The sequence below is a fragment of the Klebsiella ornithinolytica genome (assembly GCF_030505655.1).
GTDB lineage: Bacteria > Pseudomonadota > Gammaproteobacteria > Enterobacterales > Enterobacteriaceae > Klebsiella > Klebsiella ornithinolytica.
This window is the reverse complement of record NZ_CP130153.1, coordinates 3,355,470-3,381,513: the sequence shown is the minus strand read 5'-3', so window position 1 is coordinate 3,381,513 and position 26,044 is coordinate 3,355,470. Positions and strand designations below refer to the sequence as shown.

Annotated in this window: 26 protein-coding genes; 14 read left to right on the top strand and 12 right to left on the bottom strand. The window is 52.7% G+C overall.

The genetic code is table 11. From position 1 onward, the window contains the following. The first annotated feature begins 130 nt into the window (after nucleotides 1–130). The 3 genes from Q1L34_RS16185 (at nucleotide 131) to Q1L34_RS16175 (ending at nucleotide 3,202) form a co-directional block, all read left to right on the top strand. Complete coding sequence (locus Q1L34_RS16185; protein ID WP_004860698.1) at nucleotides 131–1,675, top strand: sensor domain-containing diguanylate cyclase; 1,545 nt, start codon at nucleotides 131–133, stop codon at nucleotides 1,673–1,675. A gap of 405 nt (nucleotides 1,676–2,080) precedes the next feature. Further along, a complete protein-coding gene (locus tag Q1L34_RS16180) occupies nucleotides 2,081–2,620 on the top strand; it encodes a DUF2058 domain-containing protein (RefSeq protein ID WP_004860702.1) in 540 nt (179 codons plus the stop codon). 105 nt (nucleotides 2,621–2,725) lie between these two features. Next, nucleotides 2,726–3,202 (top strand): GNAT family N-acetyltransferase, encoded by a 477-nt coding sequence (locus Q1L34_RS16175; RefSeq protein WP_004860706.1) that lies wholly within the window; start codon nucleotides 2,726–2,728, stop codon nucleotides 3,200–3,202. 172 nt (nucleotides 3,203–3,374) lie between these two features. On the opposite strand, the gene Q1L34_RS16170 is transcribed toward Q1L34_RS16175, so the two are convergent. Beyond that, entirely contained in the window at nucleotides 3,375–4,406 is a 1,032-nt protein-coding gene (locus Q1L34_RS16170; protein WP_032717234.1) for a methionine synthase, read from the bottom strand. A 27-nt stretch (nucleotides 4,407–4,433) separates the two neighbouring features. Beyond that, complete coding sequence (locus Q1L34_RS16165) at nucleotides 4,434–5,417, bottom strand: DUF1852 domain-containing protein (RefSeq protein WP_004860711.1); 984 nt, start codon at nucleotides 5,415–5,417, stop codon at nucleotides 4,434–4,436. A gap of 377 nt (nucleotides 5,418–5,794) precedes the next feature. On the opposite strand from Q1L34_RS16165, the gene Q1L34_RS16160 reads away from it, so the two are divergent. From Q1L34_RS16160 to Q1L34_RS16130, 7 genes are all read left to right on the top strand, one after another. Next, the gene (locus Q1L34_RS16160; RefSeq protein WP_015584624.1) at nucleotides 5,795–6,655 is read left to right on the top strand and encodes a MurR/RpiR family transcriptional regulator; all 861 of its coding nucleotides are present in this window, start codon (nucleotides 5,795–5,797) and stop codon (nucleotides 6,653–6,655) included. Between the two features lie 130 nt (nucleotides 6,656–6,785). After that, nucleotides 6,786–8,126 carry an aspartate aminotransferase family protein gene (locus Q1L34_RS16155; RefSeq protein ID WP_048024547.1) on the top strand — a complete coding sequence of 447 codons (1,341 nt, stop codon included), beginning with the start codon at nucleotides 6,786–6,788 and terminating at the stop codon, nucleotides 8,124–8,126. After that, nucleotides 8,123–8,677 (top strand): carboxymuconolactone decarboxylase family protein, encoded by a 555-nt coding sequence (locus Q1L34_RS16150; RefSeq protein ID WP_015584622.1) that lies wholly within the window; start codon nucleotides 8,123–8,125, stop codon nucleotides 8,675–8,677. Before Q1L34_RS16155 ends, Q1L34_RS16150 begins: the two co-directional genes overlap by 4 nt. 150 nt (nucleotides 8,678–8,827) lie before the next feature. After that, complete coding sequence (gene glnH / locus Q1L34_RS16145) at nucleotides 8,828–9,580, top strand: glutamine ABC transporter substrate-binding protein GlnH (protein WP_064359540.1); 753 nt, start codon at nucleotides 8,828–8,830, stop codon at nucleotides 9,578–9,580. A 52-nt stretch (nucleotides 9,581–9,632) separates the two neighbouring features. Beyond that, nucleotides 9,633–10,289: a glutamine ABC transporter permease GlnP gene (gene glnP / locus Q1L34_RS16140; RefSeq protein WP_100662951.1), complete on the top strand. Its 657-nt coding sequence runs from the start codon at nucleotides 9,633–9,635 to the stop codon at nucleotides 10,287–10,289. A gap of 2 nt (nucleotides 10,290–10,291) precedes the next feature. Next, nucleotides 10,292–11,014 carry a glutamine ABC transporter ATP-binding protein GlnQ gene (gene glnQ, locus Q1L34_RS16135; RefSeq protein WP_015584619.1) on the top strand — a complete coding sequence of 241 codons (723 nt, stop codon included), beginning with the start codon at nucleotides 10,292–10,294 and terminating at the stop codon, nucleotides 11,012–11,014. 21 nt (nucleotides 11,015–11,035) lie between these two features. After that, nucleotides 11,036–12,058: a C45 family autoproteolytic acyltransferase/hydrolase gene (locus Q1L34_RS16130; RefSeq protein WP_285910457.1), complete on the top strand. Its 1,023-nt coding sequence runs from the start codon at nucleotides 11,036–11,038 to the stop codon at nucleotides 12,056–12,058. A gap of 141 nt (nucleotides 12,059–12,199) precedes the next feature. Here the strand turns inward: Q1L34_RS16130 and Q1L34_RS16125 are convergent, their stop codons facing one another. Further along, nucleotides 12,200–12,676, bottom strand: a complete 477-nt coding sequence (locus Q1L34_RS16125) for a cold-shock protein (protein ID WP_004860714.1) — start codon at nucleotides 12,674–12,676, stop codon at nucleotides 12,200–12,202. Between the two features lie 186 nt (nucleotides 12,677–12,862). Further along, on the bottom strand, nucleotides 12,863–13,108 hold the full coding sequence (locus Q1L34_RS16120) for a YmjA family protein (RefSeq protein WP_004860717.1): 246 nt from the start codon (nucleotides 13,106–13,108) through the stop codon (nucleotides 12,863–12,865). A 249-nt stretch (nucleotides 13,109–13,357) separates the two neighbouring features. Between Q1L34_RS16120 and Q1L34_RS16115 the strand changes: the two genes are divergently transcribed. Next, complete coding sequence (locus Q1L34_RS16115) at nucleotides 13,358–13,966, top strand: histidine phosphatase family protein (RefSeq protein WP_032724345.1); 609 nt, start codon at nucleotides 13,358–13,360, stop codon at nucleotides 13,964–13,966. 26 nt (nucleotides 13,967–13,992) lie between these two features. Here Q1L34_RS16115 and Q1L34_RS16110 read toward each other — a convergent pair whose 3' ends face one another. The 5 genes from Q1L34_RS16110 to fecI all read right to left on the bottom strand — a co-directional run bounded on the left by Q1L34_RS16110 (nucleotide 13,993) and on the right by fecI (nucleotide 21,441). Then, a complete protein-coding gene (locus Q1L34_RS16110; protein WP_075808700.1) occupies nucleotides 13,993–15,777 on the bottom strand; it encodes a diguanylate cyclase in 1,785 nt (594 codons plus the stop codon). A gap of 82 nt (nucleotides 15,778–15,859) precedes the next feature. Next, nucleotides 15,860–17,047: an HD-GYP domain-containing protein gene (locus tag Q1L34_RS16105; RefSeq protein ID WP_104896265.1), complete on the bottom strand. Its 1,188-nt coding sequence runs from the start codon at nucleotides 17,045–17,047 to the stop codon at nucleotides 15,860–15,862. 502 nt (nucleotides 17,048–17,549) lie between these two features. Continuing rightward, the gene (gene fecA / locus Q1L34_RS16100) at nucleotides 17,550–19,880 is read right to left on the bottom strand and encodes a TonB-dependent Fe(3+) dicitrate receptor FecA (protein ID WP_064359537.1); all 2,331 of its coding nucleotides are present in this window, start codon (nucleotides 19,878–19,880) and stop codon (nucleotides 17,550–17,552) included. A gap of 98 nt (nucleotides 19,881–19,978) precedes the next feature. After that, nucleotides 19,979–20,926 (bottom strand): ferric citrate uptake sigma factor regulator FecR, encoded by a 948-nt coding sequence (gene fecR, locus Q1L34_RS16095; RefSeq protein WP_069476029.1) that lies wholly within the window; start codon nucleotides 20,924–20,926, stop codon nucleotides 19,979–19,981. After that, on the bottom strand, nucleotides 20,923–21,441 hold the full coding sequence (fecI, locus tag Q1L34_RS16090) for a ferric citrate uptake sigma factor FecI (protein WP_015584613.1): 519 nt from the start codon (nucleotides 21,439–21,441) through the stop codon (nucleotides 20,923–20,925). The genes fecR and fecI overlap by 4 nt, the downstream gene beginning before the upstream one ends. A gap of 790 nt (nucleotides 21,442–22,231) precedes the next feature. On the opposite strand from fecI, the gene lpxP reads away from it, so the two are divergent. The 3 genes from lpxP to Q1L34_RS16075 all read left to right on the top strand — a co-directional run bounded on the left by lpxP (nucleotide 22,232) and on the right by Q1L34_RS16075 (nucleotide 24,266). Beyond that, nucleotides 22,232–23,146 (top strand): kdo(2)-lipid IV(A) palmitoleoyltransferase, encoded by a 915-nt coding sequence (gene lpxP / locus Q1L34_RS16085; protein WP_004860740.1) that lies wholly within the window; start codon nucleotides 22,232–22,234, stop codon nucleotides 23,144–23,146. A gap of 91 nt (nucleotides 23,147–23,237) precedes the next feature. Further along, nucleotides 23,238–23,876, top strand: coding sequence for a leucine efflux protein LeuE (gene leuE / locus Q1L34_RS16080; RefSeq protein ID WP_015584612.1), 639 nt, complete (start codon nucleotides 23,238–23,240; stop codon nucleotides 23,874–23,876). Nucleotides 23,877–24,002: 126 nt separating this feature from the next. After that, the gene (locus Q1L34_RS16075) at nucleotides 24,003–24,266 is read left to right on the top strand and encodes a DUF2534 family protein (RefSeq protein ID WP_004860746.1); all 264 of its coding nucleotides are present in this window, start codon (nucleotides 24,003–24,005) and stop codon (nucleotides 24,264–24,266) included. 42 nt (nucleotides 24,267–24,308) lie between these two features. Here Q1L34_RS16075 and Q1L34_RS16070 read toward each other — a convergent pair whose 3' ends face one another. The 3 genes from Q1L34_RS16070 to Q1L34_RS16060 all read right to left on the bottom strand — a co-directional run bounded on the left by Q1L34_RS16070 (nucleotide 24,309) and on the right by Q1L34_RS16060 (nucleotide 25,880). Beyond that, nucleotides 24,309–24,434 (bottom strand): hypothetical protein, encoded by a 126-nt coding sequence (locus tag Q1L34_RS16070; RefSeq protein WP_088911622.1) that lies wholly within the window; start codon nucleotides 24,432–24,434, stop codon nucleotides 24,309–24,311. Nucleotides 24,435–24,649: 215 nt separating this feature from the next. After that, complete coding sequence (locus tag Q1L34_RS16065) at nucleotides 24,650–24,751, bottom strand: YoaK family small membrane protein (RefSeq protein WP_004101234.1); 102 nt, start codon at nucleotides 24,749–24,751, stop codon at nucleotides 24,650–24,652. 115 nt (nucleotides 24,752–24,866) lie between these two features. Beyond that, nucleotides 24,867–25,880, bottom strand: a complete 1,014-nt coding sequence (locus tag Q1L34_RS16060) for a sensor domain-containing diguanylate cyclase (RefSeq protein WP_327204154.1) — start codon at nucleotides 25,878–25,880, stop codon at nucleotides 24,867–24,869. Between the last annotated feature and the right edge of the window lie 164 nt (nucleotides 25,881–26,044).

Here is a 26,044-nt window from a genome sequence, read left to right as displayed (position 1 = left end):
ATGTTGTCTATGACGGCAAAACAGCAGCAATGAAAATCCTGTCAGAAGGGAAGCCCTTAGAGGGCTGCGCCAGCTACATAAGATAAAATTGACGGCAGGTCGCCAGGATGTTCTGAAATACAGGTGATAAATGTTTCAAAAAAAACCGTTTCTCCTCCCTCTGCTTATTGCGCTCTACTCCGGAGGAGCTATCCTGACAACTATTCTTCTCCTTGCCGGTATCTATTTCTTTCAAAAGAAAGAAATAGAAGATTCTCTCCGTGAGAGCAACCTGGCTTACGCGATGAAAATTGCGGATACCACAGACCGATATCTGGCCATGGCCCAGCGTGAATTAGCCTGGACAGCGTCTGAGTTACAGAGCACCGATGCATCCGTGGCAAGGGATGAGGTCGAGCGTCTGCGGATCCGGTCAGCGGTATTTAACTCGGTTGGGGTGGTTGATGCGAAGGCGGTGATTGTTGCCACGTCACCTTACTTGCCCGCACTGACAGGCGTCAGAGTACATTCCGAAGCAAGCCAGGCTGCTCTGGTTGCGCGAAAACCACTGATTTCTGGTCCGTTCACGTCGATTGCCGGAAATGACATGATAATGCTCTCGCATCCACTCCGTTCGCCAGATGGTCACTATCTGGGGTATCTCGGCGGCAGCATTTATCTGAAAAAACAGAGTATGCTCAGCGATCTTATTGGCCTTCATTTTTATAAAGATAATGTCTCTGTCACTATTGTCGATCGCGATGGCAAGGTTATATTCAATACTGTTCCCACGATGACCCGCTCGCCCGTCAATCTCACGCCGCAATTGAAAACGTATATGAGCAACAACTTAAACGGTTCTTTTGTCGGACGAGATTATTTGGTTGGCTATGCGGGTCTTAAGAAATCTGACTGGAATATTATTGTGTCGACGCCGTCAGAGGTCGTCACCAGTATGTTGCTCAATACTGTGAAGAAAATTTCCGGACTGGTGCTGGCGATACTGTTCTTTATTACTACAGGGGTGGCTTTTCTTTCTTCCCGTATCGCAAAACCGCTGGAGCAGCTTGCGCGGCTGGTTCAGGCCAATGACAGTCTCATGTCGCCAGAGAAACTCTCTTCGATCAGGGCCTGGTACCAGGAGGCGTATTTACTCAGAGATGCGATGGAAAAACGTTTTCGTTTAGTCTCTGCACAATTTGCAGCGCTCAGTGATGAGGCGATGACAGATCCTTTGACGGGTTTATATAACCGGCGTGGTTTCTATGAGCAATTAACGTATATCAAGAACCTTAAAAATCAGTGCGCAATCGCAGTAGATATCGATCATTTTAAAACGATTAACGATCGTTTCGGGCACAGTGCGGGGGATACCGTGCTGGTTCATACCGCGGATTTGCTCAGACTGACATGTCGAAAAGAGGATGTTATCAGCCGCTTTGGGGGCGAGGAGTTCGTTATCCTTTTGGCGGAAACCACGCTCGCCGAGTCTGCTGCGATAGCCGAACGGATCCGCCAGGTCATATCGGATACCGAGTTCTCTGAGGCCGGACACCTTACGGTCTCGATCGGTGTGGCGGGGCTAAAAGATTATGAGGGTGACTACGAGCGGCTTCTCATGGAAGCTGATTCCGCGTTATATCAAGCGAAACGACAAGGACGAAACAGAGTCGTGGTCAGTGGGCATAGCCAATAGCCAGGATTGTCAGAAGGTAATGCTCTCAAGTAGTGAGTGTTCGTTTGTTTCTTAATGAACACAGCGTTGCTGGCCCGGACTTTTGCCGACGCATGTCCAGTAATACCGTCGGTGAATCGGGTAAAAGCCTGCGGACGCCATGTTGGTTTCCAACGTCTTTAAATCCGACATGTCGCGGATGTTTACGCATATTCTGAGAGTGGTTTTCAGACCGGAACCGGCGCAACGTTCCGCCTGCATCACCCTTGACCTTGCCCCATTTCGAAATGGAATTCTGCCATGCTTCCCTCGACCTGTAAGGCCGCCGCTTCCATAAACCAGCTCGCCTTGCGGCGATGCAATCTGGCACAGCCGCCAACATTCCCGCTATAATCGCAGAAATTTCTCAACGGGTTCAGAGACGAAATGACAAAACTCACCTTACAAGAGCAGCTGCTGAAAGCCGGGTTAGTGACCAGCAAAAAGGTCGCTAAAGTGCAAAGAACGGCCAAAAAATCACGGGTTCAGGCACGTGAAGCGCGAGAAGCGGTGGAAGAAAACAAAAAAGCGCAGCTCGAGCGTGATAAGCAGCTGGGTGAACAGCAAAAGCAGGCCGCTTTAGCCAAAGAATATAAAGCCCAGGTGAAGCAGCTTATTGAAATGAACCGGATTGTTCCGGCAAAAGGCGACATTGGCTTTAACTTTACCGACAACAACCTCATCAAGAAAATTTTTGTCGATAAGCTGATTCAGGCTCAACTGATTAGCGGCCGTCTGGCGATCGCGCGTCTGGTGCCAGACAGCAGCGGCGAGAGCGTATACGCGATTATTCCGGCTAACGTCGCAGATAAGATTGCACAGCGCGATGCGGACAGCATTGTGTTACACAGCGCGCTCAGCCAGGAAGAGCAGGATGAAGACGATCCGTATGCTGATTTCAAAGTACCTGATGATTTAATGTGGTAGCTGGCCTCGCCGCTCGTCATCTGTCGCTGTGGATGGCCGCGTCAATGAAAAGGGATGAATGCATCGTCTCGCTGCGAAAATATCGCCCCCTCAAAGGATGAATCAATGATGATGTTCCGCCCCATGCGCGAAGAAGAATATCCGGCATATCTGGAATACTTTATTACGGATTATGCGCGTGAAATTGCCGCCAACTATCGGCTTAGCGCAGAGGATTCACTGACAAAAGCGACGCGTGAAATCGCCGAGGATCTTCCTGAGGGGGTGAATACCCCCGGGCAGGTTTTGCTGTCTCTTTTTAGCCAATCAGACAATCGCGACGAGCACGTCGGCTACCTCTGGTACAAACCCGATACCGCCGCGCGAACCGTGTTCATCTTTGATTTTTATATCTTCAACGCCTGTCAGGGGCAGGGGCTGGGCACGCAGGCGCTACGCGCTTTTGAGCGGGAGATGCGGGAGCAGGGGATCGAACAGATTCGACTTCGCGTGGCCGGAGATAACCAACGCGCCCGCCACGTCTACGAGTCCACCGGCTTTTGGGTGACGGGAATCAATATGAGTAAGACGTTATCCGATTAACGCCCGCGGAGACAGCGTTCCGACGGGCTGCACGGCGGTTAAAGGGAGAGATGAACGCACGGCACCTCAGGCTTTCTGTCCGGTCGTATTGCGCGCTGTTCGGTCCGGCCAGGGGGATAGCGATCCGAACGCCTGACCCGGACTTTCTTTCAGCGCGCTGGCTCTGCCAGCGTTATTTCGCCAGCAGCTCCTGGCGGACGATCTCTGCGCCGGCACTTAGCGCATTGAGCTTGCCTCTGGCGACCTGACGAGACAGGGGCGCCATCCCGCAGTTGGTCGAAGGATAAAGCTTATCGGCATCGACAAACTCAAGCGCTTTACGTAGCGTACCGGCGACCTCTTCCGGCGTCTCAATCGCCTGGGTTGCCACGTCAATCGCTCCCACCATCACCTTTTTGCCGCGAATCAGCTCCAGCAGATCCATGGGGACACGCGAGTTATGACACTCCAGCGAGATGATATCGATATTCGATGTTTGCAGCCTTGGGAACGCCTCTTCATACTGGCGCCACTCTGATCCCAGCGTCTTTTTCCAGTCAGTATTGGCTTTGATGCCATATCCATAGCAGATATGTACCGCCGTTTCACATTTTAGTCCTTCAATGGCTCTTTCTAACGCGGCGATCCCCCAGTCATTCACCTCATCAAAAAAGACATTAAATGCCGGTTCATCAAACTGGATAATATCGACACCCGCCGCCTCTAATTCTTTCGCTTCCTGATTGAGAATTTTGGCGAATTCCCAGGCCAGCTTTTCACGGCTTTTATAGTGGTTATCATAGAGGGTATCGATCATCGTCATCGGTCCTGGCAGAGCCCATTTAATAGGTTGTCTGGTCAGCTGACGTAAAAACCGGGCATCTTCAACGAAAACGGGCTTCTGACGCGCCACTTCACCCACGACCGTTGGCACGCTCGCCTCATAGCGATTGCGAATTTTCACCACCTCGCGTTTCTCAAAATCGACGCCGCTGAGATGCTCAATAAAGGTGGTGACAAAGTGCTGGCGCGTTTGTTCGCCATCGCTGACAATGTCAATTCCTGCGCGTAACTGATCATACAGCGACAAGCTTAGCGCATCTTTTTTCCCTTCAATTAATTCCTGGTCGTGTAATTTCCACGGAGACCATAGTTTCTCAGGCTCTGCCAGCCAGGAAGGTTTAGGTAAGCTGCCAGCCGTCGACGTGGGTAATAATTTTTTCATAATAGAAAACCTTGTATGTTCGGTAAATTAAAGCGCGTAGCCAGCAGACCATTTCTCAAGAATATTCTGGTAAGGCTTGATAAAATGCTCTTCAGTAAATTTTCCCTGTTCAATCGCCAGTTGGCTGCGTTCTTCCCGATCATAAACAATTTTGGTTAATGAATGATCCTGGTGATTCAGGTTCGGTTGATAATATTGCCCTGCGGCGGCGTTGGCATTATAAATTTCAGGCCGATAAATCTTCTGGAACGTCTCCATCGTACTGATGGTACTGATAAGCTCAAGATTAGTGTAATCACTAAGCAAGTCACCAGAAAAATAAAAAGCTAACGGCGCAACGCTATTCTGCGGCATAAAATAGCGAACCTTTAATCCCATTCTGGAAAAATATTGTTCAGTCAACGACGAGCCATTTTGCTGGTATTCGATACCCAGTACCGGATGCTGATTTCCCGTGCGCTGATAGGTGTCTTTGCTCGATACGCTAAGGCAGATTACCGGCGGTTTGTTAAAGTTCTGCTGGTATACCGTTGAATTAACGAAGTGTTTAAAGATATTTCCATGTAATTCACCAAAACCATCCGGGATGCTAAAGGCGGATTGCTGTTGGTTATGCTCTAACAGTCGCACGCTAAAATCATAATCGCGTACGTAAGAGGAGAAATTATTCCCGGCGAGACCGTCAATACGTTCGTGCGTTTTTTTATCGAGAATGTTCGTTTTTAATATCTCAATGACCGGAAAGCTGCCGCTGCGGTGCTGGTCAGTGAGTGTCATTTCAACTGAAATAATTTCAAGCTCAACAGAATAACGATCGCTTTTCGGGTTATCCCAGTACGCCAGCGCATTAAAACGATTGTCAATCATCGTCAGCGTGTTACGCAAGTTCTCCTCGCGATTTTCCCCTCTGGCCAGATTCGCGAAGTTGGTTGTAATTCGCGTATTTTCAGCGGGGTTATAATGCGCGTCAAAACGACTACGTTTAATAGTAAAAGCAAAATCTTTATTCATCGCGATGGTGCACCCTAAGTTCTGATATGAAAACTGAAGTTATTCCCTGAATCCCAGTATATCCTTTCTTTTTATCTGGTTATTTCATTCAGCGATCATCATATTGTCTCTGATTAATAGAGCATATTTTATGCCAGAGTCCCTGGAGGAGTGAAAGCGACATAATTTCATTACAACATGAGTCATCTTCATGGTCGATGAGCAAACCCATGGCAGCAAGGCTGACGAAGTGCCGGAGCATCATTGCGGATAGCCGGCGGTCAGAGTGCAGCTTCTCGGGCGAAGTAGGTGAGTTGCAGGGCTGAGCAACCCGGAGAGTAGAGTCTCAATCACAAATGTGTTTAGATATTTGCTTCTGAAATCCGGTGACCAACATGATGAATCCACAAGAAAATATTGTCAGTCAGTTCAGTACACTTTCCCCTGAGTTACAGCGGGCTGCGGAGTTCTGTCTGCAAAACGTGAATATACTGGTTGTGCAATCTATGCGAGCGTTCGCGGCACAAGCCGGGGTGAAGCCCGCCACGCTGCTGCGTCTGGCGCAGCGTCTCGGATTTAGCGGCTGGGGAGAGCTGAAAGATGCCTTTATTGACGATCTCGGCTTACGCAATGATACATATGTATCTAAAGCAAAAAAGCTCGTTGCCAAAGATACGCAATCGAATCTGTATGAGGAAGTCTTTCAGGCGCATCAGGCGAATCTGGTCTTCACCGGGAGTGAAAATCAGCAGGCGATGCCGCGAGCCGTCACGCTGCTGGATGAGGCGGACAACGTCTATATCTGCGGGTTTCGCGCCAGCTTCCCGATTGCCTGGTCGTTGTATTACGTCTACCGCTTATTCAACCGTCGGGTGTCATTGATTGATGGCCTGGCAAGCAACATTGAAGTGTTTACCCGTGAACTAACCGCTCGCGATTGTGTTCTGCTCACCAGTTTTGCCCCCTATTCACGAGAGTCCCTGGATGTCCTGCATGCGGCACAGCGGGCTGGTGCTCGCATTATCGCCATCACCGACTCACCGGTCTCCCCTTTAGCTCAGGCTGCGGAGTGTACATTGTTGTTTTCAATTGACAGCCCTTCATTTTTCCCGTCGGTCGTCTCCGGGATGGGGCTGGCGGAATGCCTGCTGGCGATGCTGGTGGCGCGTCACGGCAACGAGGCGGTCAGCAAAATCGAGAGCGCCGAGCGTTATCTGATCGACTCTGGCGCGTATGTGGTGCCCGGCAAATCCGGATAAATGAAGCATTTGTCTCTGTGATAAGAAAATTAAATACATGTGTATCATAATTGCGTTGACGTGATTCAAATGAATCCTGCAAGATAATCCTCATAGTACGCAATAGCGTTTTCAGGAGCAGGAACAGAACATGAGTCAGATCATTCATCGCAGCTTACGCCACACCCCCGCCGTCGCGGCGAGCGCGCAAGGTGTTTACATCACCGATGCCAGCGGCAAACGTTATCTTGATGCCTGTGGCGGAGCCGCCGTCTCATGCCTTGGGCATGGGCATCCTGACGTGCTGGCCGCCTTGCATCGACAGATCGATCGGTTAGCCTATGCGCATACCAGTTTCTTTACCAGCGATACCGTTGAGCAACTGGCGGAGCAGTTGACTCGCCAGGCGCCGGGAGACCTTAACTACGTCTATTTCGTCTCCGGGGGCTCCGAAGCGGTCGAAACCGCATTGAAACTGGCGCGCCAGTATTTTGTCGAAATCGGTCAGCCGGAGCGCACCAAATTTATGGCCCGCAAGCAGAGCTACCATGGCAATACGCTGGGAGCATTGGCCGTGGGAGGAAATGAATGGCGTCGCCGTCAATTCGCACCGTTGCTGATCGATGTGATTCGCGTCGCCGCCTGCAATGAATATCGCGATCGGCGCGAGGATGAGAGCCAGCAGCAGTATACCGATCGTTTGCTGCTGGAACTGGAGCAGGCAATGATTGAGGCCGGCCCGGAAACCATCATCGGTTTCTGTGCAGAAACGGTGGTCGGCGCGACAACCGGCGCGACCCCACCGACCCCGGGTTATCTGCGCGGCGTGCGTCAACTGTGCGATAAATACGGCATTTTGTATATTGCCGATGAAGTGATGTGCGGCATGGGACGTACAGGCACGCTGCACGCTTTCGAGCAGGATGATGTTGTCCCGGATCTGGTGACCATCGCAAAAGGTTTGGGGGGCGGATATCAGCCGATCGGCGCGGTACTGGCCGGTGAGAAGATTATGGCCGCACTTCAGGCTGGTAGCGGTCTGTTCCAGCATGGACATACCTACATCTGTCACGCCACTGCCGCCGCCGCGGCATTGGCGGTCCAGCAGGTTATCGAGCGTGACAATCTGCTGGAAGCGGTGAAACAACAGGGTCATTACTTACAAAGCGCGCTGCGTGATGTGCTGGGTGCGCTACCGCATGTCGGTGACACCCGCGGACGAGGCCTGTTTGCCGGTGTTGAGTTGGTCCATGATAAAGGGGACAAAACTCCGTTCGATCCCGCATTAAAGCTGCATGCGGCAATCAAGGCCAACTGTTTGTCCCGTGGCCTGATGGTCTATCCGATGGGAGGAACCATTGATGGGCAATATGGCGATCATATCCTGATAGCCCCGCCGTTTATCATTACCCCGCCGCAGCTTGATTTTGTGGTAGATACGCTGCACCAGGTCATTCGTGAAGAAACGCACAAGTTAGCGAGGCCAGCATGATTAATCGCTTACCGCCGCTGGCCGAACAGGAGTGGGATGAATATCAGCGTCCGCTGGCGGAGGAGATCATCAACGGCCCCCGTGGTGCGCTGTTACCGCCCTTTGAACCGTTGCTGCGTAGCCCTGAATTGATGGCTCACGCACAGCGGATGGGGGAGTACCTGCGTTATCGCAGCGCACTCGGACAACGGTTGTCTGAACTGGCCATTCTTATGACCGCGCGCCATTGGTCCCAGCCGGTGGAATGGGCGATTCATGCGCCCATTGCCCGCGAGAAGGGAATTTCAGCCGCTGCGGTACAGGCTATTAATGAATGCCGTCTACCGCTGGATTTACAAGCGGATGAGTGGGTGGTTTATCATTTCTGCCAGCAGCTACACCAGGAGAAAAAAATCCGCGATGATACCTGGCAACACGCCATAGCGCTTTGGGGAGAAAAGGGCGTGGTGGATTTGATGGGAATTAACGGCTATTACAGCTTACTTTCTATGCTTATGAACGGTGCACAGACGCCAGTACCCGATACCGGGGATGAGATTATTCCCGCTTAAATAATTGACTGACAAACAGGAGTCTATTTTTTCTTCATTCCTCTTGGCAGGCATAATTTGTCATGGAATACACACATCAGTTGTTAGCCTTTCAGCGGGCGCAGCACCTGTTTTGTTATATATATTTTCTCATCGACGTTGAGGTTTATTATGTCTACTTTACTTAGCAAATTAAAAATCACATTGGCTCTGGTCGCGTTTTCCACCAGTTTCCTGGCCGCAGCCCAGGATAAAATTACGGTGGGTGTTGATACGGCATTTGTTCCCTTTGAATTTAAACAAGGTGATAAATACGTGGGCTTTGATATCGACCTGTGGGATGCGATTGCCAAAAAAATGAATATAAGCTACGAATTACGCCCCATGGATTTCGGTGGGTTAATTCCTGGCTTGCAATCGCGTAATTTAGATGTAGCTATGGCGGGGATTACCATTACCGATGCGCGAAAACAGGTTGTCGACTTTAGCGATGGATATTATAACGCTGATTTATTAATGGCGGTGAAGACAGGTAATAATAGCATCACCCGCTTCAGCGATCTGGCGGGCAAGAAAGTAGGGCTTAAACAAGGCACCGCCGCCGCGACCTTTATGAAATCAAAATACAAAGCTAACTATATTGAATTTCCGAACATCGACAATGCCTATCTCGATCTGCAGGCAGGGAACCTCGACGCCGTGGTACATGACTCGCCGAACGTGCTCTATTACGTAAAAACGGCGGGCGGTGGGAAAGTTAAATCTACAGGGGAAAGCGATAGCATTTTGCCACAGCAGTATGGCTTCGCGATGCAGAAAAACAGCAGCCTGACACCAAAAATAAATGCCGCACTTGAGGCATTACGCGCAGATGGTACCTATAGCAAAATTTATGTGAAGTGGTTCGATAAACAACCGAAATAACATCTTCTGGCCGAAGAAATTCGGCCCATACTCCATCTGAACTGGTTTTATTATGAATTTTGATAGTCATTATATATGGCAATCCCTGCCACTGTTGTTGCAGGGGTTGCAACTGACATTGATTATTTCACTGTCAGGTCTGTTGGGCGGTTTTATTATTGGTTTGTTCGCCGGGACCTGCCGGGCTTTTGGTGGTCGCATAGCGAAAACGCTATCGTTAGTGTTTATTGAATTAATTCGTGGTACGCCGATCATGGTACAGGTGATGTTTATTTATTTCGCATTACCGATGATATTGCCTGTGCGTATCGAACCCGTTACTGCCGCGATTGCGACGATTGTAATTAACTCCGGTGCCTATATTGCCGAAATAACGCGTGGAGCAATATTATCGATCAATAAAGGTTTTAAAGAAGCCAGCCTGGCAATGGGATTATCCCAACGCAGCACCGTGTGGTATGTGATTATGCCTCTGGCATTGCGGCGTATGATTCCAGCGCTGGGTAACCAATGGATTATCAGTATTAAAGATACTTCGTTGTTCATTGTCATCGGTGTAGCTGAGTTAACGCGGCAAGGACAGGAAATTATTGCCGGCAACTTTCGCGCCCTGGAAGTGTGGACGGCAGTAGCGTTGATTTATCTGATGGTGACGTTGTGCCTGAGTTTTCTGCTGAAGCAACTAGAGAAAAGGATCCATATTTTATGAGCATGGTTGAATTTAGCGCAGTATCTAAAAGCTTCGGCACGACGCCCGTGCTGCATGATATCAATCTGAAAATTGAAGCCGGAGAAGTGGTGGTGATTATCGGACCTTCGGGGTCGGGTAAATCGACGCTGCTACGCTGTATCAATAAACTGGAGGCAATTAGCTCTGGTACGCTGCTGGTGGCGGGGATGCATATTACCGATCCGCACGCCAGCGAATGTGATATCCGCCGTGAAGCAGGCATGGTGTTCCAGCAATTCCATCTCTTTCCGCATTTAACCGCGCTGGAGAATGTGATGTTTGGCCCCATTCGGGTGCGTAAACAGAGTAAAGCAGCGGCGCGCGAACAGGCGCTGGCATTGCTGGATCGCGTCGGCCTGAAGGACCGAGCTAATCACTATCCATCGGAGTTATCCGGCGGCCAACAGCAGCGCGTGGCGATTGCGCGTGCGCTGGCGGTGAAGCCGAAAATGATGCTGTTCGATGAACCTACTTCCGCGCTTGACCCTGAATTGCGTCATGAAGTGTTAAAGGTTATGCGCTCGCTGGCTGATGAAGGGATGACTATGGTCATTGTCACGCACGAAATTGGCTTTGCGCGTGACGTGGCATCGCGCTTGATCTTTATTGACAGGGGAACCATTGCCGAAGATGGATCACCTGATATGCTGCTAAACGCGAGCAGTAATCCGCGCCTGAAAGAATTTTTGCAACACGTATCCTGAATAGAAGTGAATGATAACAATATGAAAAAAATCACAATTAGTGGATCTTCGTTTGCCGTTGGTCAACGCCTGGGCGAATTCGGTCGCGACGCCTGGCATCAAAAGCTGGTACATATTCCGCTGTGGCAAACGGTTATCGGTATGAAAGACAGTGCGCAAACTCGGGCGATGCGAACCCTGGTTGAGCAGCAGTTTCCGTTGATTTGGCAGGAGCTGACCGGTATGGCAGCGGGTTTACAAGCGCCGGTTGACGAAGTTTTCGCCTGGAACTGCCGGGGTGATTTAGTGCGATCAACGTCCGATGGTTGTACCACGGTAGTGGGGGAGAGCCGCGAGGGGGAACGCGTGATCGCCCACAACGAAGACGGGTTCCCGCAGTTACGCGACGATTGCGCATGGGTCAGTATTTCACCTACCGAGGGGATGGCCTTTTCCAGCTTTGCTTACCCAGGTTCGCTTTGCGGTCATACTTTTGCAGTCAATGCCATGGGGATCGTGAATACCGTAAATAACATTCGCGCGCTGCACCGGCCCGTCGGTATACCGCGGCAAATCCTGGCGCGCGCTGCGCTGAATGCCAGCACGCTGGATGAGGCCATTGCCGTTTTAACCACCCTGCCGCGTTCAGGTGCATTCCATCACACCCTGGGACAGTCCGGAGATAGTCGTCTGTTCAGCATTGAAGCGACAGGCGCCGGGCATTCAGTGCGTTTGCTGGATGGCACATTTGGTCATGCTAACCATTTGATTCACGAATCGCTCAGGGATGTGCAGCAGGTCATTACCGACAGTTCCGCTTCGCGCCAGGCTCGCCTTATCGACGAGTTAACAACGTCATCGCAACTGGGTGCAACGGGCGCCCTGGTTATCTTATCCGATCAGCAGGTTGCGGCACTGCCGATATACCGTTTATCGCCGCAGGATCCGGATGAGGAAAATACCCTGGCTACGGCCCTGTTTGTGCTGAATGCCCGCCAGGTAGAGTGGCGCATTTTCACCCTGGATCGGCAGCAGGCTATCTTGCAAGGGGCGGTAAATGCATGACCTGTGTGAGTGAATGCGCCGATGTTACTCTGGCACCCGAGGTTGCAGAACAGGGGCAAGAGAGGGCGTATGGAGAGCGGTTTGAGGGGCCGGCAGGCTGCATCAGAAGGGTGCAGCCTGCCGGCCTGGATCAGAGTACGATCAGACTTTAAGCAGTTTCACCGTGGCATCGATGTCAATTTCATCTTCTGAGAAGATCAATGTCGTGCCCTGAAAAGTGGTGATCGCCAGTTTTTTCAGCGAGCGCATGTCACCGGGCTTAACGTCGGATTTCGGCTTGATGCTGCTCATCAGGATCCCCACGGACAGCACCGCATTTTCTTTATCAATGCGGGTATCGGCAGGTACCTCTTCGCTGTAGACCAGGTAGGATTTGATCGACGTGAGCTTCAGGCGCTCGCCGGCGATATAGATATATTTGCTTTCTGGTACCACTTTCACCGCGTACGCTGACAAACCCTTGTTATTGGTGGTGGGTTCGAAGGTCACCGCCGCATCTTTCTTAATCAGATCAGGATTGGCGACCTTAATCACATGAAAATAGCGGTTATCGCCGTTTTCATCTTTGATAAATCCAAAACCTTTATCTTTAAACCAGGTTGTGATTGTTCCGTTCATCGCCGTTACCACCTACTTAATCGTGTATTAACTCAATTTTTGCAGCGCGCAGTGTAATGCACAATGGCTGCGCAGACCACGTCTTTGGTTTCAGTCTGGACGATAAATTTTGGCTATGCGAGGGGAAATAGCGTGCCTCAGAATAACAACACGCCTGTTTATCATGGCCAGAGAACTGGTGGCAGGCTACTCATTGCCCCACTGATTAAGGAACGTCGCGATCTCATCGATACGATCCGGGTGGAGACCGGCTTCGTGCGCCATTTCTGCCTGGGCCTCTTCGCTGATCTCCTCGTTGTTCATCAGACGGCTGAGCAGCAGCTGAAAATAGTGCGCCAGAGGTTCGCGTTCCGCTTCACTGACCGGCTTTGCGCATTCTGTCGCGTACTCGTCGGCGATGTCATAATACTTTAACGGTATTTCATTATTCATTCAGTAGGCCCTTAGGTTAATGCCGGCATCATTTTCCAGAGATCATATCATCCTTATTTCATTTTTTCTGCCATCCGCATTGCGGAGATCCGAAGGCGAAAAACGCCCTGAGAGTATGGCGGTCTGATTTTCTGTTCCACCGCGCGGCCAACAGGATGCGCGTCAGGGGAACGCTGGACCGGGCATCACTTTCTTTTTATTCTCTGCAGAGGGTAATGTTGCCTGCTAACTCGTAACTCGATGCTGTCAATGAAGATATTGCTCGTCAGACATGGTGAAACCGAATGGAATAGCGTTAACCGCCTGCAGGGGCAGCTTGATAGCCCGGTAACCGCGCGTGGGCATCGACAAATCGCGGCATTGATTCGCGCGCTTGACGGTGAGGAGATAGATCGGGTGGTCTCTTCTCCTGCAGGTCGCGCCGTCGCGGCGGCTATGCCGATCGCGGCCCATTTTGCCTGTCCAATCCGCTTTGATGCACGGCTCATTGAACGGGGTTTCGGGCCATTAGAGGGCACGGTCTATCCGCAGCTCAACGACGCGCAGCGAAGGCTGTTCGATACGATCTACTCCGGCGATCCGCACGTGACGCCGCCGAACGGCGAGTCGCTGACCGCTGCCGCCGCCAGAACAACCGCGGCGCTGCTTGCAGCCGGTGAGGCGGGTGATCGCTGCGTGTGCGTGGTTTCTCATGGCCAGGTCATACAGGCGGTTATCTCCATTCTTGACGGCCATGGCGCGGAGCACTTCCCCCGCTATACGCATCAGAATGGCAGCTACTCGGTTCTGGAGTATGCGGCAGGTCGGTTATCGCTGGTGAAATGGGGGATAGCCACCCATTTGCTGCTGCGGGGATAAGCAGACAGCTTATCCCCTTATGGCGTTTAGTCGGATTTCAGCATGCCGAAACTGACTATTCTGGAGCGGCCCTGCTCTTTGGCCCGGTAAAGTGCGGCATCCGCGGCACGCAGCAGGCTGTCGCTCTGGGTATGCTGCGGGAAGCTGGCAATGCCGATGGAGACATCCACCTGGCCAATCTCGGTGAGGCCATCGCGCAGGGTCAGGCTGCGGACACTGTCGTAAATCTCCTCTGCGCAGGCCCGGGCCGCCTCTTCACTGGCGCCGGCCAGCAGCACCAGAAACTCCTCGCCGCCGTAGCGAAAAGCCATGCCTTTGTCGCGTACCGCGCGTTGGACAATGACCGCCACGCTCTTGATCACCAGATCGCCGGCTTCGTGACCATACCGATCGTTAATCGTCTTGAAGTGATCGATATCGATCATCAGGCAGCTCAGCGGAGCATGGTTTTGCACCGCGAGATTAATTTGCGTATGCAGGGCATCATCCAGATGATGACGGTTACGCAGCCCGGTCAGCGAATCAAACAGCGCTTTCTCCAGCAGCGCGCTGCGCAGACGCTGGTTTGCCAGCGCCAGACCCAGCGCTTCGGCCATCAGCTCCAGATAGGCACGCGAAGGGGCGGTAGCAGAGGTGACATTCCTGAAGGAGAGCAGGCCGATGGCTTCTCCTTGCGCAACCAGCGGCACGCAAAGCGATTGATGAATGCAGGCGTCCGGCAGGTGTGAACAGGCGATGTCAGGCTCACCATTGACCGGTGGATGGCTTAATCCACGGCGGACAGCCCAGCAGTTGTCAGGATAAAAGACCTCGGGCTCATCCGGCGGCGAGAGCCATTGGGCCACACAGCGCAACTGCCAGGGATTGGTTTCGAGAACATACAGGCGCCCGGGAATTGCGGGGGCGATATTCGGCGCGAAGAGCTCGGCGACCTTGATAACATCGTCAAAAGATTCGCAGCCTTGCAGACGCTGCGTCATGCGCGCCAGCAGTTCCCGAATCGCCCAGTCGGCATCGCGCTCTTGTTCAAGACGCTGACGCGCCAGGCCATTTTCGCGGAAAATACGGATCGCCTGCGCCATATCGCCAATCTCATCGATCTGCGTGAACTGGGGAGCTTCGACGGCATAATCCTGTGAGGCGAGACGCTGTACCACATCGCTTAAACGAACAACCGGGTACAATACCCGCCGTTGAAGGATAAACCCGAGGACAAACAGGAACATCAGCGCCGTCAGCGCGACCATTATTTCTGATAACGTACGCCAGGTGTGCGATTTTTCCGTGGCTTGCGTAATGGCGCTGGCGGCCCGGCCTTCCAGCATAAGGCGGAAGTGATCGATCTGTGTCTGTACCCGGTCCAGCTCCTGTTCATAATGCTTGCCGTAGAGCAGGGAGAGCGCCTCGCTGTCTGCTCCGCGTTCAATACTGGCGAGCGCGGCCTGCTGTTCATCCTGCAGCTCATCCGCGATCTGCAGCCCCTCGCGCAGCAACATCAGCTCCTGCGGCGTCGCTCCCCGATCTTTCAGCTTTTCCAGCCGGTGCTCTATGGTCGTCAGCGAACGGGCCTGCTGGCGGTACTCCTGCAACACATCCGGATTTTTGTTAATGACGTAAGCGCGAGCGAGGTCGGATAATTCCCAGCTCTCGGTTTCAACCGTTTCGGTTAACTGGTCGAAGATCTGCCGCTGTTGTACGGCCTGGCGTTCGGCCGTCTCCGCGTTGGACGCCATCAGCATGGCAATACCGGAAGTGATGGTCAGGCAAACGGTGATCCCGTAGGCCCAGTTGGTCATGGTGGCGATTCTCACCCGAATTTTCCTTGCGTGCAGATGAACAAATGACGTTACGTCTAATTATAGAACCCGCTTTTGCCCACTTGCGGGCAGAGGGTTAGCTGCGTTTTTTGCGAATAATCGTGCTATGTAGCGTGCCGGCATGCTGGCATAAGGTACAAAAAACATCTTTATCCAGGGCGCCATTTATAACATCGTTCTCTATCAGCTGTAATGCATCCTGATAACGCATGGCGACGCGATAGGGGCGATCTTCGGTCAGAGCGGTAAAAATATCGGCAATGGCGATGATCCGGTCAGGGAGTTGCAGATAATCCTGATTCAGATGCAGCGGATAGCCGCTGCCATCGAGTTTTTCATGGTGGTTTGCCGCCCAGTTAATGATTTCACCCAGTTCGCTAAAGGCGCTGAGAATTTCACCGGTCATATAGCTATGTTCTCGCACCTGACGGAGTTCATCAGGCGTGAGTTCGCTTTGCTTTTCCAGGATATCCAGTGGGATATTAATTTTACCAATATCGTGCAAATAGCCGGCAATTTCGATTTTTTTGCACTCCTGTTCCGGCAGATGCATATAGGTTGCCAGCAGGCAGGATATTTCACCGACCATAATACTGTGGCTGGCGGTGAAACTGCTGTAGGTATCGACAATTTTGGCGATTAACAAACAAATATCTTTCAGCCCGTCGATATCGATGTACAGCTCGTTAATCGGGCCGATGATCTCCAGCATCCTTTGGATATGTCCGGGATGAAGATGCAGCCAGAAATGCTCTTTTTGCGCGAGCTGGCAGACGGTGTCACAGAGCATCGGATCAATCTCATGATGCAAGGTGCGGAAGGTGTCGATGATAATGTCGGGGTGGTGATCCGTGGTGATATTTCCGGTGGAGAGCAGACGTTCAAAAGCATCGGCAAAAAAAACGATATGCTCTTCGAGGTTACCTTTATGCGCCGGGTTAAAGTGGTGATGGCGGATAACAGGCAAAACAGGCGCGAAGGTGGGTAAGCCGCTGAGCATCTCGGCCCCCCGATACTGGTGAGGGTCTTCGATATTATCAATGTCATTCAGCGAAGTGACGATTCGCTTATCGCCGAGTACGCCAATATCGTGAAGCAGTGCGGCGCAAAATATGGTCTGCTGCTGCGACCGCGGCAGTTCCAGAGCTAACGAAAGTTCGAGAGCAATTAGCGCCGTGCGTTGCATATGCAACTGAAGTTCCGGGTTGATTATCTGTATAACGCGCGTGGTTAGCATCAATGCTGATTTTAAGGCGAGACGCATCGTTTTTCTCCATCCGCGTGATTGGGATAATATCGGCTCATTCTGGTGGCCTGTATCCAGATAACGCCAGCAGGGGGTAGAGACGCCAGTTCGCGGCGAAATAATCGGTGAGCAAATCCCGAAATAATTTCATTTATAGCCATACTCAAGCCCGAAATGCGTGGCGACAAAGACGCATAAAAGCGTGAAAAAAGTCTTTAACAGGCGTCAGTTAATCATTTTGCTCATAAAAAGAAAATACATTGTCGTGAGTAGCTTGCGTTACCTCGCTGCCGGGATGAGGCTTATCTGATTCGATCGTCGGCAAAACGAATTTTAGAACAGGCTGCGTGATGGTGTGATGAACGCTTGCCGGTCGCCGCTGACGGAGACGCTGTTGTCTCGCGAGTTGTTGGCGGCGTGAAGCCAGTACAGGGCCGAACGTCGGCCCCACGGTAAAACAACACCGTCACCGCCCCTGGGCGGGACGGTGACGAACGTTTTGATTACCACCACGTCATCATCAGAATGTCATGGCACCTTGCAGATACAAGGTACGCGGCTGGCCGACATAGATGCCTTTGTTGTTATCGTCATATGAGCGGGTGTAGTACTCATGGTCGAAAATATTTTTTACGCCAAACGCCAGATTGAGATTGGCCATTTGCGGGCCAAAATCGTAGGCGACGCGGGCGCCCCACAGCATATAGCCCGGAATGCGACCGTTGCTGCCGTCAGCGCTCTCTTCCACGGTGTTGGCGTTGTCAGCAAACTGACTGGACTGGAAATCGCTATTGAGGTTGAACGTCCAGTTACCCGGTTTGTAATCTACCCCGAGCGTACCTTTATGTCTGGGTGAGAAAGGCACCTGGTTGCCGTAGGTATCGCCTTTCTCACGAATGACGGCGTTGACATAGGCATAGCTGGCATAGACCGACAGATTTTCCAGCTGCGGATTGAGATCGCCGAGATCGTAACGCGTCTGCGTCTCCAGTCCGCTATGGCGAGTTTTACCGCGAGCGGTGACGGTATCGTTGGTCTGGTTGGAGTCGTACTGATTGTTGAAGTTAATCAGGAAGAGTCCCATTTCCGCGCTCAGCGCGCCGTTGTCGTAGCGGGTACCGACTTCCCAGGTGCGGGCCTTTTCCGGTTCCACATTGCCGCTTTGCACAGCCTTGCCAATTTGGCTGTACTGTACGGTACCGAACGATCCTTCTGTATTGGCATAAAGATTCCAGCTGTCGGTGAGGTGATAAAGTACGTTAAGCGCAGGCAGCGGGGCGTTATAGCTGACCTGCTGACGGGTGCCTTTCAGGCTGTCGTCCTGGTAAGACTCAATATGTTCGAAACGCATCCCCGGCGTGACCGTCCAGTTGCCGATATCGATGCGATCGTCGATATACCAGGCGTGAGCCTCGGTGCCAGAGCGGGTATCGCGGTCGTACGGACTGGCGGTGTCGGGCAACTTGCCGCTGACGGTGGGGGTGTAATAGCGCATCTCGTGCGTGGATTCATTCACGTAGCGATAGCCGACGCCGACTTCATGCGCGGAAGCGCCAAGCATAAAGCTTTGGCTGTAGCGCGGCTCGATACCGCGCACCCAGTATTCACGCGGGGAAAGCGTGGTGCGTTTCCCTTGCTCCAGATAACCGCTGCGCAGCGTATGAGTATAGAAGCCCTGAATGTTGAACTTGTGCCGGTCATCGGGCTGGAACTGATAGCCGAGGCTGGCCAGCTGACGTCGTCCCCAGAAGCGATCTTTTAAGCGGGTGGACTGCCAGCGATCGGCAGCATAATCGGCGCGGGACAGGCCGCCGGGCATATCGGCTTCACCATCGTAGTACTGCAGCAAGCTGTTGAACGTGTGCACCGCGTTTGGCGCATATTTGCCTTTCAGCATCACGTCATCGATGCGCGTGGCGCTATGTTCACGCCAGTCGCTGCCGCGGGTACCTGAATAGAGCAGGGCAGCCCCCAGTCCGTTATCGGCGGTCCCTCCCAGCATCAGGTTATGCGTCTCTTTGGGATTGTTCTGCGAAGAGGTCGGGCTGAGCTGGCCTTCTACGCCGCCCGCGATAGCAAAGTCCTGCGGGATGGCCCGGGTGACAAAGTTCACTACGCCGCCCACGTTTTGTGGCCCGTAGCGCACGGCGCCTGCGCCGCGAACCACATCCACCGCATCCATATTGCCCAGCGATACCGGCGCCAGCGATAGCTGAGGTTGACCGTAGGGGGCGAAAGGCACCGGAATACCGTCCATCAGTACCGTAGAACGGCTGGCGAGGCGTGGGTTCAGCCCCCGGATGCCAAAGTTCATCGCCAGATCGTGGCTGCCGGTACCGGTATTTTCCGGCGCATTGACGCCGGGAATGCGATTCAGGACTTCGCGCATAGTGGTGGCGCCGGTTTTGGCGAAATCGTCGCGGCGGATAACATCGCGGGCGCCGGCGTGTTCAAAAACATCGTTTTCCCGGGCGTCGCCAAGCCAGTCGCCGATCACCGTCAGCGTGGATTCCGTATTAACCGGCGCCGGTTCCAGCGTCCAGGCCTGATTACCCAGAGATTTCAGCTGCAGTCCGCTCCCGCTGAGCAGCGTTTGCAGACCCTCTTCCAGCTCATAGCGGCCGTGCAGGCCATCGCTGTGTTTTCCGCGCGTCAGGCCAGCATCCGCCGAGAGCGTAATGCCGCTGCGGGCGGCGTACTGGTTCAGTGCGCTGTCTAAATCCCCGGCGGCAATATCAAACTGCGTTGCCGCCAATGCGGGGACAGCGACCAGCCCCGCGAGCGGCAGCAGGCTTAAACGGATTGCCATCACCAGAGGCATCGGTTTGCGTAATACGCGTAAAGGCGTCATGTGTTCTCCACAATCGTTTTTGGTTGTCATCACCTGTTAAGTCGAACGAGCGGGTGAAAAGGGACAATGGAGAAGGCAAATTTTTTGTTTTTTTTTTCTCAGGCTGCGATGACAGTGACCCAGTAGCGGGTGGCAAATTGCAGTTTTACCGGCAGGGTCTGCGCGATGATGTGCAAAATCGCATCGGTGTCGCCCAGCGGAAAGGTGCCGCTCAGACGCAAACCGGCGACGGCGGGATCGCAGCGTAAGATCCCGGGGCGATAGCGGGAGAGTGTGGCGAGCACTTCATGCAGCGGACGATCGCGGAAGCTGAGGACGCCCTGCGTCCAGCTGGCGTCGCTGCTGTTGAGCGCCTGAAGGCGGGTGAAGGCATCGCGGGTAAACCACAGGCTCTCGCCCGCGTGGACAATCTTGCGCTGTCCGTCTGGCAGCAGCGCCTCGACGGCGTGCTGTTGCACCGTCAGGCGCGTGTCACGGGCAAACTGGCGGACGGTAAATTCGGTGCCCAGCGCGGTGAGTAAACCGTCGCGGGTCTGGACGCGAAACGGTCGTTGCCGGCGGTCGCGGGCGGTGGTGATGGCAATTTCGCCGTAGCGCAGGCGAATCAGGCGCTGGTGGCCATCAAAGCGCACATCGGCGGCGCTGTCGGTATTGAGCGTCAGCAGAGTGCCGTCGCTGAGCGTTTGCCGCAGGGGCATGCCTTTTGCCGTGCGGTAATCGGCGCGCAATCCTTCCGCCAGTTCGCTGCTCCACATCTGCCAGCCGCCGCCGACGGCAACCAGCAGCATCAGCCCTTTCAGCACCTGGCGACGCGTCAGGCGACTGTCGTTGAGCGTCCGGCTGGCAAGGGGACCGGGAAGTTGTCCCATCTGCTGGCGCAGGTTTTCGACCTGCTGCCACGCCCACTGGTGATCGCGGCTTTGTTCATACCACTGTTGCCAGCGGACCTCCTGTCGGGGGTTGACGCGACTATCGCTTAATACCGCGTACCAGCGCGATGCGGAACGCAGAGCCAGACGACGGGATTCGGTTAATGCGGAACTCACAGGCCATTCTCCAGGCGAAAAAGCAGGCAGTGCTCAGTCGCTCTGGCGACGTATTTTTTTACTGAGCTGACCGATACCATCAGGCGTTCGGCAATCTCGGCATACGTCAGCCCCTCCAGCTGCGAAAGCAAAAAGGCCGCGCGGGCTTTCCGGCTCAGGCCATCAAGCATGGCATCGACCTGCTGCAGCGTCTCCAGCTGGATGTGCTGTCGCTCCGGCGAAGGGACCAGGGCCTGCGGAAGCTGGGCAAGCATCTCCAGCCACGCGCGTTCCAGCGCGTTACGGCGAAACAGATCGATCATCACCCGTCTGGCGATGGTGCACAGGAAGGATCTAGGATCGCGGATCGCCGTCAGCGATTCGCTGCCCATCACGCGCAGAAAGGTATCCTGAGTGACATCATCGGCGTCAAAGGCGGATTGCAGCTTGCCGGTTAACCAGGTTGTCAGCCAGCCGTGATGGGCTTGATACAGAGACGCGAGCGTGAACGGCGTGGTGGCGGAAAGCTGAGACATAAGCGGGTTCAAAACAGGTTATCAATAGCGACATGTTAATATGAGAATGGTTATCATTACAATTAAAAGGCGGCGCAAAAATGGGTCGTGCCAACAATAATTTCAATAAGTGACTGTTGCGATTAGAAAATGTTGTTGATTTCACGGCATCAGGTCTCCGGCCCGTGTTACGGGCGGCTTATCATTGAAGGTCGGGGATAAAAAAGGGTAATTTTTCGTTGTAAACGAATAGTGGATGATTTATTTAGCGAAAGCGCCAGACATTGTGCGGATTTATAAAATAAGGTGATTCTTATTTGATATATAGAAAAGGAATGAAAAGATATGTTGCATACTGTTTTATAGATTCTGACTCTGATATATGGAGATGCGTTATATTGATTGCCGCGATTCTTTAGCAACGTTTATACTTTTTACCACCGCGTCGCCTCGGGCAGGATGACAGGGTGGGTAAGTTGTTGCCGGCCAGTGACGGCAGGGGCTGCGAAGCAATATGACGCTGAAGAGTACAAATTGATTTAATAATGTGCAATCAGCGGATCGAAATAATTAGCGAGAAAAGGGTTGTCACAGTAAATATTTGTAATGGGATCTTCTTTTTTATTTTACATTCTGTTACAACTATGAGGGTATTATGCTTTTTTCACCGCGGAGGTGTTTTTTACTTGCCGGAGTGAATTTAGCCGGATTACTATTGTCATAGTTGCTATACGTACCGCCTAACGACTGATGAATGGACTTCGTTTTTTCCTTAAGCGCTACTCATTTATAGACGTTTACAGGAAAAATCATGCCTTGCGCTTTTAATAAAAGTCTTCTGCACCCTCGCAACTGGGGGACCTGGTTTGGCCTTGCCATTCTCTGGTTAATCGTGCAATTGCCTTATCCTCTGTTACACATCATCGGCACCAGCGCAGGCAAGGCGTCACGCCGCTTCCTTAAGCGCCGCGAACATATTGCCCGACGTAATCTTGAACTCTGTTTTCCGGACATGTCACCGCAAGCGCGGGAAAAGATGATTGAGCAGAATTTTATGTCGCTGGGCATGGGACTTATCGAAACCGGTATGGCCTGGTTCTGGAGCGACGAGCGGGTTAAAAAATGGTTCGACGTTGAAGGCTTTGAGAATCTGAGCAAAGCGTTAAGCGCCGGGCAGGGTGTTATGGTTGTTGGCGTGCACTTTATGTCGCTGGAACTCGGTGGCCGTACCATGGGTCTGTGTCGGCCGATGATGGCGACCTATCGCCCGCACAACAGCCCGCTGATGGAGTGGGTGCAAACCCGCGGACGCCTGCGTTCGAATAAAGCGATGATCGATCGCCGCAATTTATCTGGTCTGGTGCACGCGCTGAAAGCCGGCGAGGCGGTATGGTTCGCCCCGGATCAGGACTATGGCCCGAAAGGCAGCGTGTTTGCGCCGTTCTTCTCCGTCCCTCAGGCGGCGACGACAAACGGCACCTACGTCCTGTCGCGTCTCTCCGGTGCGAAGATGCTGAGCATCAGTATGGTGCGTAAGATGGACCGTAAAGGTTACACCCTGTACATCAGCGATGTGCTGAATGACTATCCTGGCGAAGATAAACAGGATGCGGCCAGCTATATCAACCGGGTGATTGAAAAAGAGATTCTGCGCGCGCCGGAGCAATATCTGTGGGTACATCGGCGCTTCAAAACCCGCCCGCTGGGCGAAGGCTCACTCTACTAAGCCAACAAGCACCGTAAGCGCTTTCAAAATCGCGGCAGTTGCGTTAACGTGAGCGCGATCATGTTTTTTGTTGAAAGCGAAGGAGTGCAGCGTGTTCGCTGAGTTTGGTGTGTTGAATTATCTGACCTATCTGGTCGGGGCTATTTTTATCATCCTGGTGCCCGGCCCTAATACCTTTTTTGTTCTGAAAACCGGTATCGCACACGGCGTTAAAAAGGGCTATCTGGCGGCGGCTGGCGTGTTCATCGGCGACGCGGTGCTGATGCTGCTGGCGTTTGCCGGCGTTGCGACCCTGATTAAGACCACGCCGGTGCTGTTTAATATCGTTCGTTATCTGGGGGCGATTTACCTGCTGTGGCTGGGTGGCAAGATGCTCTATTCCGTTCTGACTCAGCGGGAAGGGCACGCGGACGCCGGGGCTGAACCGGGAAGCGCGATTCTGAAACGCTCGCTGACGCTTAGCCTGACCAATCCCAAAGCCATTCTTTTCTATGTCTCTTTTTTCGTGCAGTTCATCGACGTTAACGCGACAACACCCGGACTGGCGTTCTTTATCCTCGCGCTGACGCTGGAAGTGATTAGCTTTATGTATATGAGCTTCCTGATCCTGTCCGGCTCGTTCGTGACGCGCTACGTGAAGACCAGAAAGAAACTGGCAAAAATCGGCAACAGTCTGATTGGTCTGGTGTTTGTCGGCTTTGCTGCGCGCCTGGCAACCCTGCAATCGTAAACCGCTGGCCGGTAGTGATTCCGGCCTGATAGCTTTATCCTCTGGCTTGTAACAAAAACCCTTCAATTTTTATTGCATTGATGTTACATATACAGCCGATTATCGGTCAGAGAAAAGGGAACCCGGATGATTCTGCAAAAGCTCATCAGCAACAAAAACAGCAAGAAATTCTTCTTGTCGATAGGGATTGTGTTTGCCATCGCGCTTACCGTGGTGGGCCGCGCAACGTTTGGCGGGGTCGTTAGCGAATACAATATGCCGTACTCCGAATGGAGCACATCGATGTTTTTCCTGCAGGGGGCGATGGTGACCGTGTACAGCATCGTGTTCACGCTGCTGTTTTCCATTCCGCTGGGCTTCTTCTTTTTAGGTTCTGACCGTCAGGACTAAGGCTATGGGGCGAACGCGCGTTCGCCCTGCTTAACCCTTCCGTCACCAGCCGCGGCCGTCATAATGATGATGGTGGTGGTGCCTGTGGTGATAGCCGTCGTCAACAATACATCCCGATAACAGCGTGCATAGCGCAAGAATCAACGATAACACGATCGGTTTTTTCATTTCTCACTTCTCCGTTGTCCACCGTCCGCGGGCAAAGAGCGTGCGGAGTCGGCTGATGAAGTGAGTGTATAGCGTTAACTTATTGAGTGGATAGGATAACTCCGCAATAACGCTCTGACGAACGATCCCCGACCGCCGATGCTACCACCAGCCAAACTGAACGCCGGCCAGGGCAACGATCGCGATGATAATCATCAGAATGGTGCTTTTTTTCATTACGCGCCGCCCGGAGCCGCGTAGCCGCCGACGAAAAACCAACCGAGAAAAACAACGGCGACGATAAAAATGGCCACCGGGAAAAGAATACCCAATCTCATGATGTTACCCCTGAAGCTAAAAATATGACCTGTCCTGCCACAAAACCATTAAGCCGCCGCATCGCAACAGCTTACCGGAAAACCTCGCTATCATACTGGATATCGCCGCCAGGTTTTAATCAATATTCAGAAAGGAATCCCGCCGCCGGGACTTTTTATCCTGATACATAGCGTCATCCGCAGCGCGCAGCGCACTTTCGACATCCAGAATCTGGGGATTTACCTCTGTGATACCAAAACTGGCGCCAGGATAGTTAATTCGGTGTTCGCCAAGAAAGTAAACTCCACATAAGGCCTGCCGCAGGGTCGCAACAAAGGACTGTTGCTGCAGCGTGTCCAGTTCGGTGCCGACGACTAAAAACTCATCACCGCCGAGACGTCCCACCAGGTCTCCCTGGCGAATATGCGCCTTCAGCCGTTCGCCAATCTGGATCAAAAAGCTGTCCCCGCACTGATGACCAAAGCGATCGTTTATCGCTTTAAAATCGTCAAGGTCGATAAAGATCATCAGCAGATTGCGCTGCTGCTCGCGCTCGCGGGGAAACATTGACGACAGATGCTTAAACAGCGCCCGGCGATTGGCTAAACCGGTCAGCTCGTCGGTATAGGAGTGCATTTCCAGCGCGACGTTGGCGGCGCGAAGCTGATCAACCAGCGTCTCTTTCTCAACATAGTGAGAAATTAAGTTGGCAAACAGCGCCATCACCTGCTCGCCTTCGAGGTTATAGGGCTGCTTATTGCGGCTGGTTGCACATAATGTGCCGTACAGCGAGCCATCGGCGAGGCGCACGGGAATGCTGAAGAAGGTGATAATCCCCAGCCCCTGAGCAGCGATGCACGACGGCCAGCGGGTGTTGACATCGTTACTGAACTGGCAGTTATCATCGATTGCACGTTTACACAGCGACTCATTCCACGGCACCGAAAACCCTTCCGGGATCTGCATTTCGCTGCTGTTATGCGCGTACAGCACCAGCTGGCGCTGCGCTTTTAAATCAATACGAGTCAGATAAGTTGACTCCATTCTGGTCACAAGCTCCAGCATCTCAAGCAGCTGCCTGACTAACATTTCGAGAGAATGTTCAGTGGCGAGCGTTTGCGAGACGCGAGCAAGAATAAAATCTGACATGAATGTACGGCTCCCGATCGCGGGTGGGGCCGTCAGTCATTTATGCTGGAAAACGGCTACCAACGAAGAGTAAACATAGATACAACAAATTTAACACATTAATGAAGGGAATACCTGCGATCGCAGCGGGGAAAAAAAGCCCCGTCGGGTGCGTTAGCCATCGC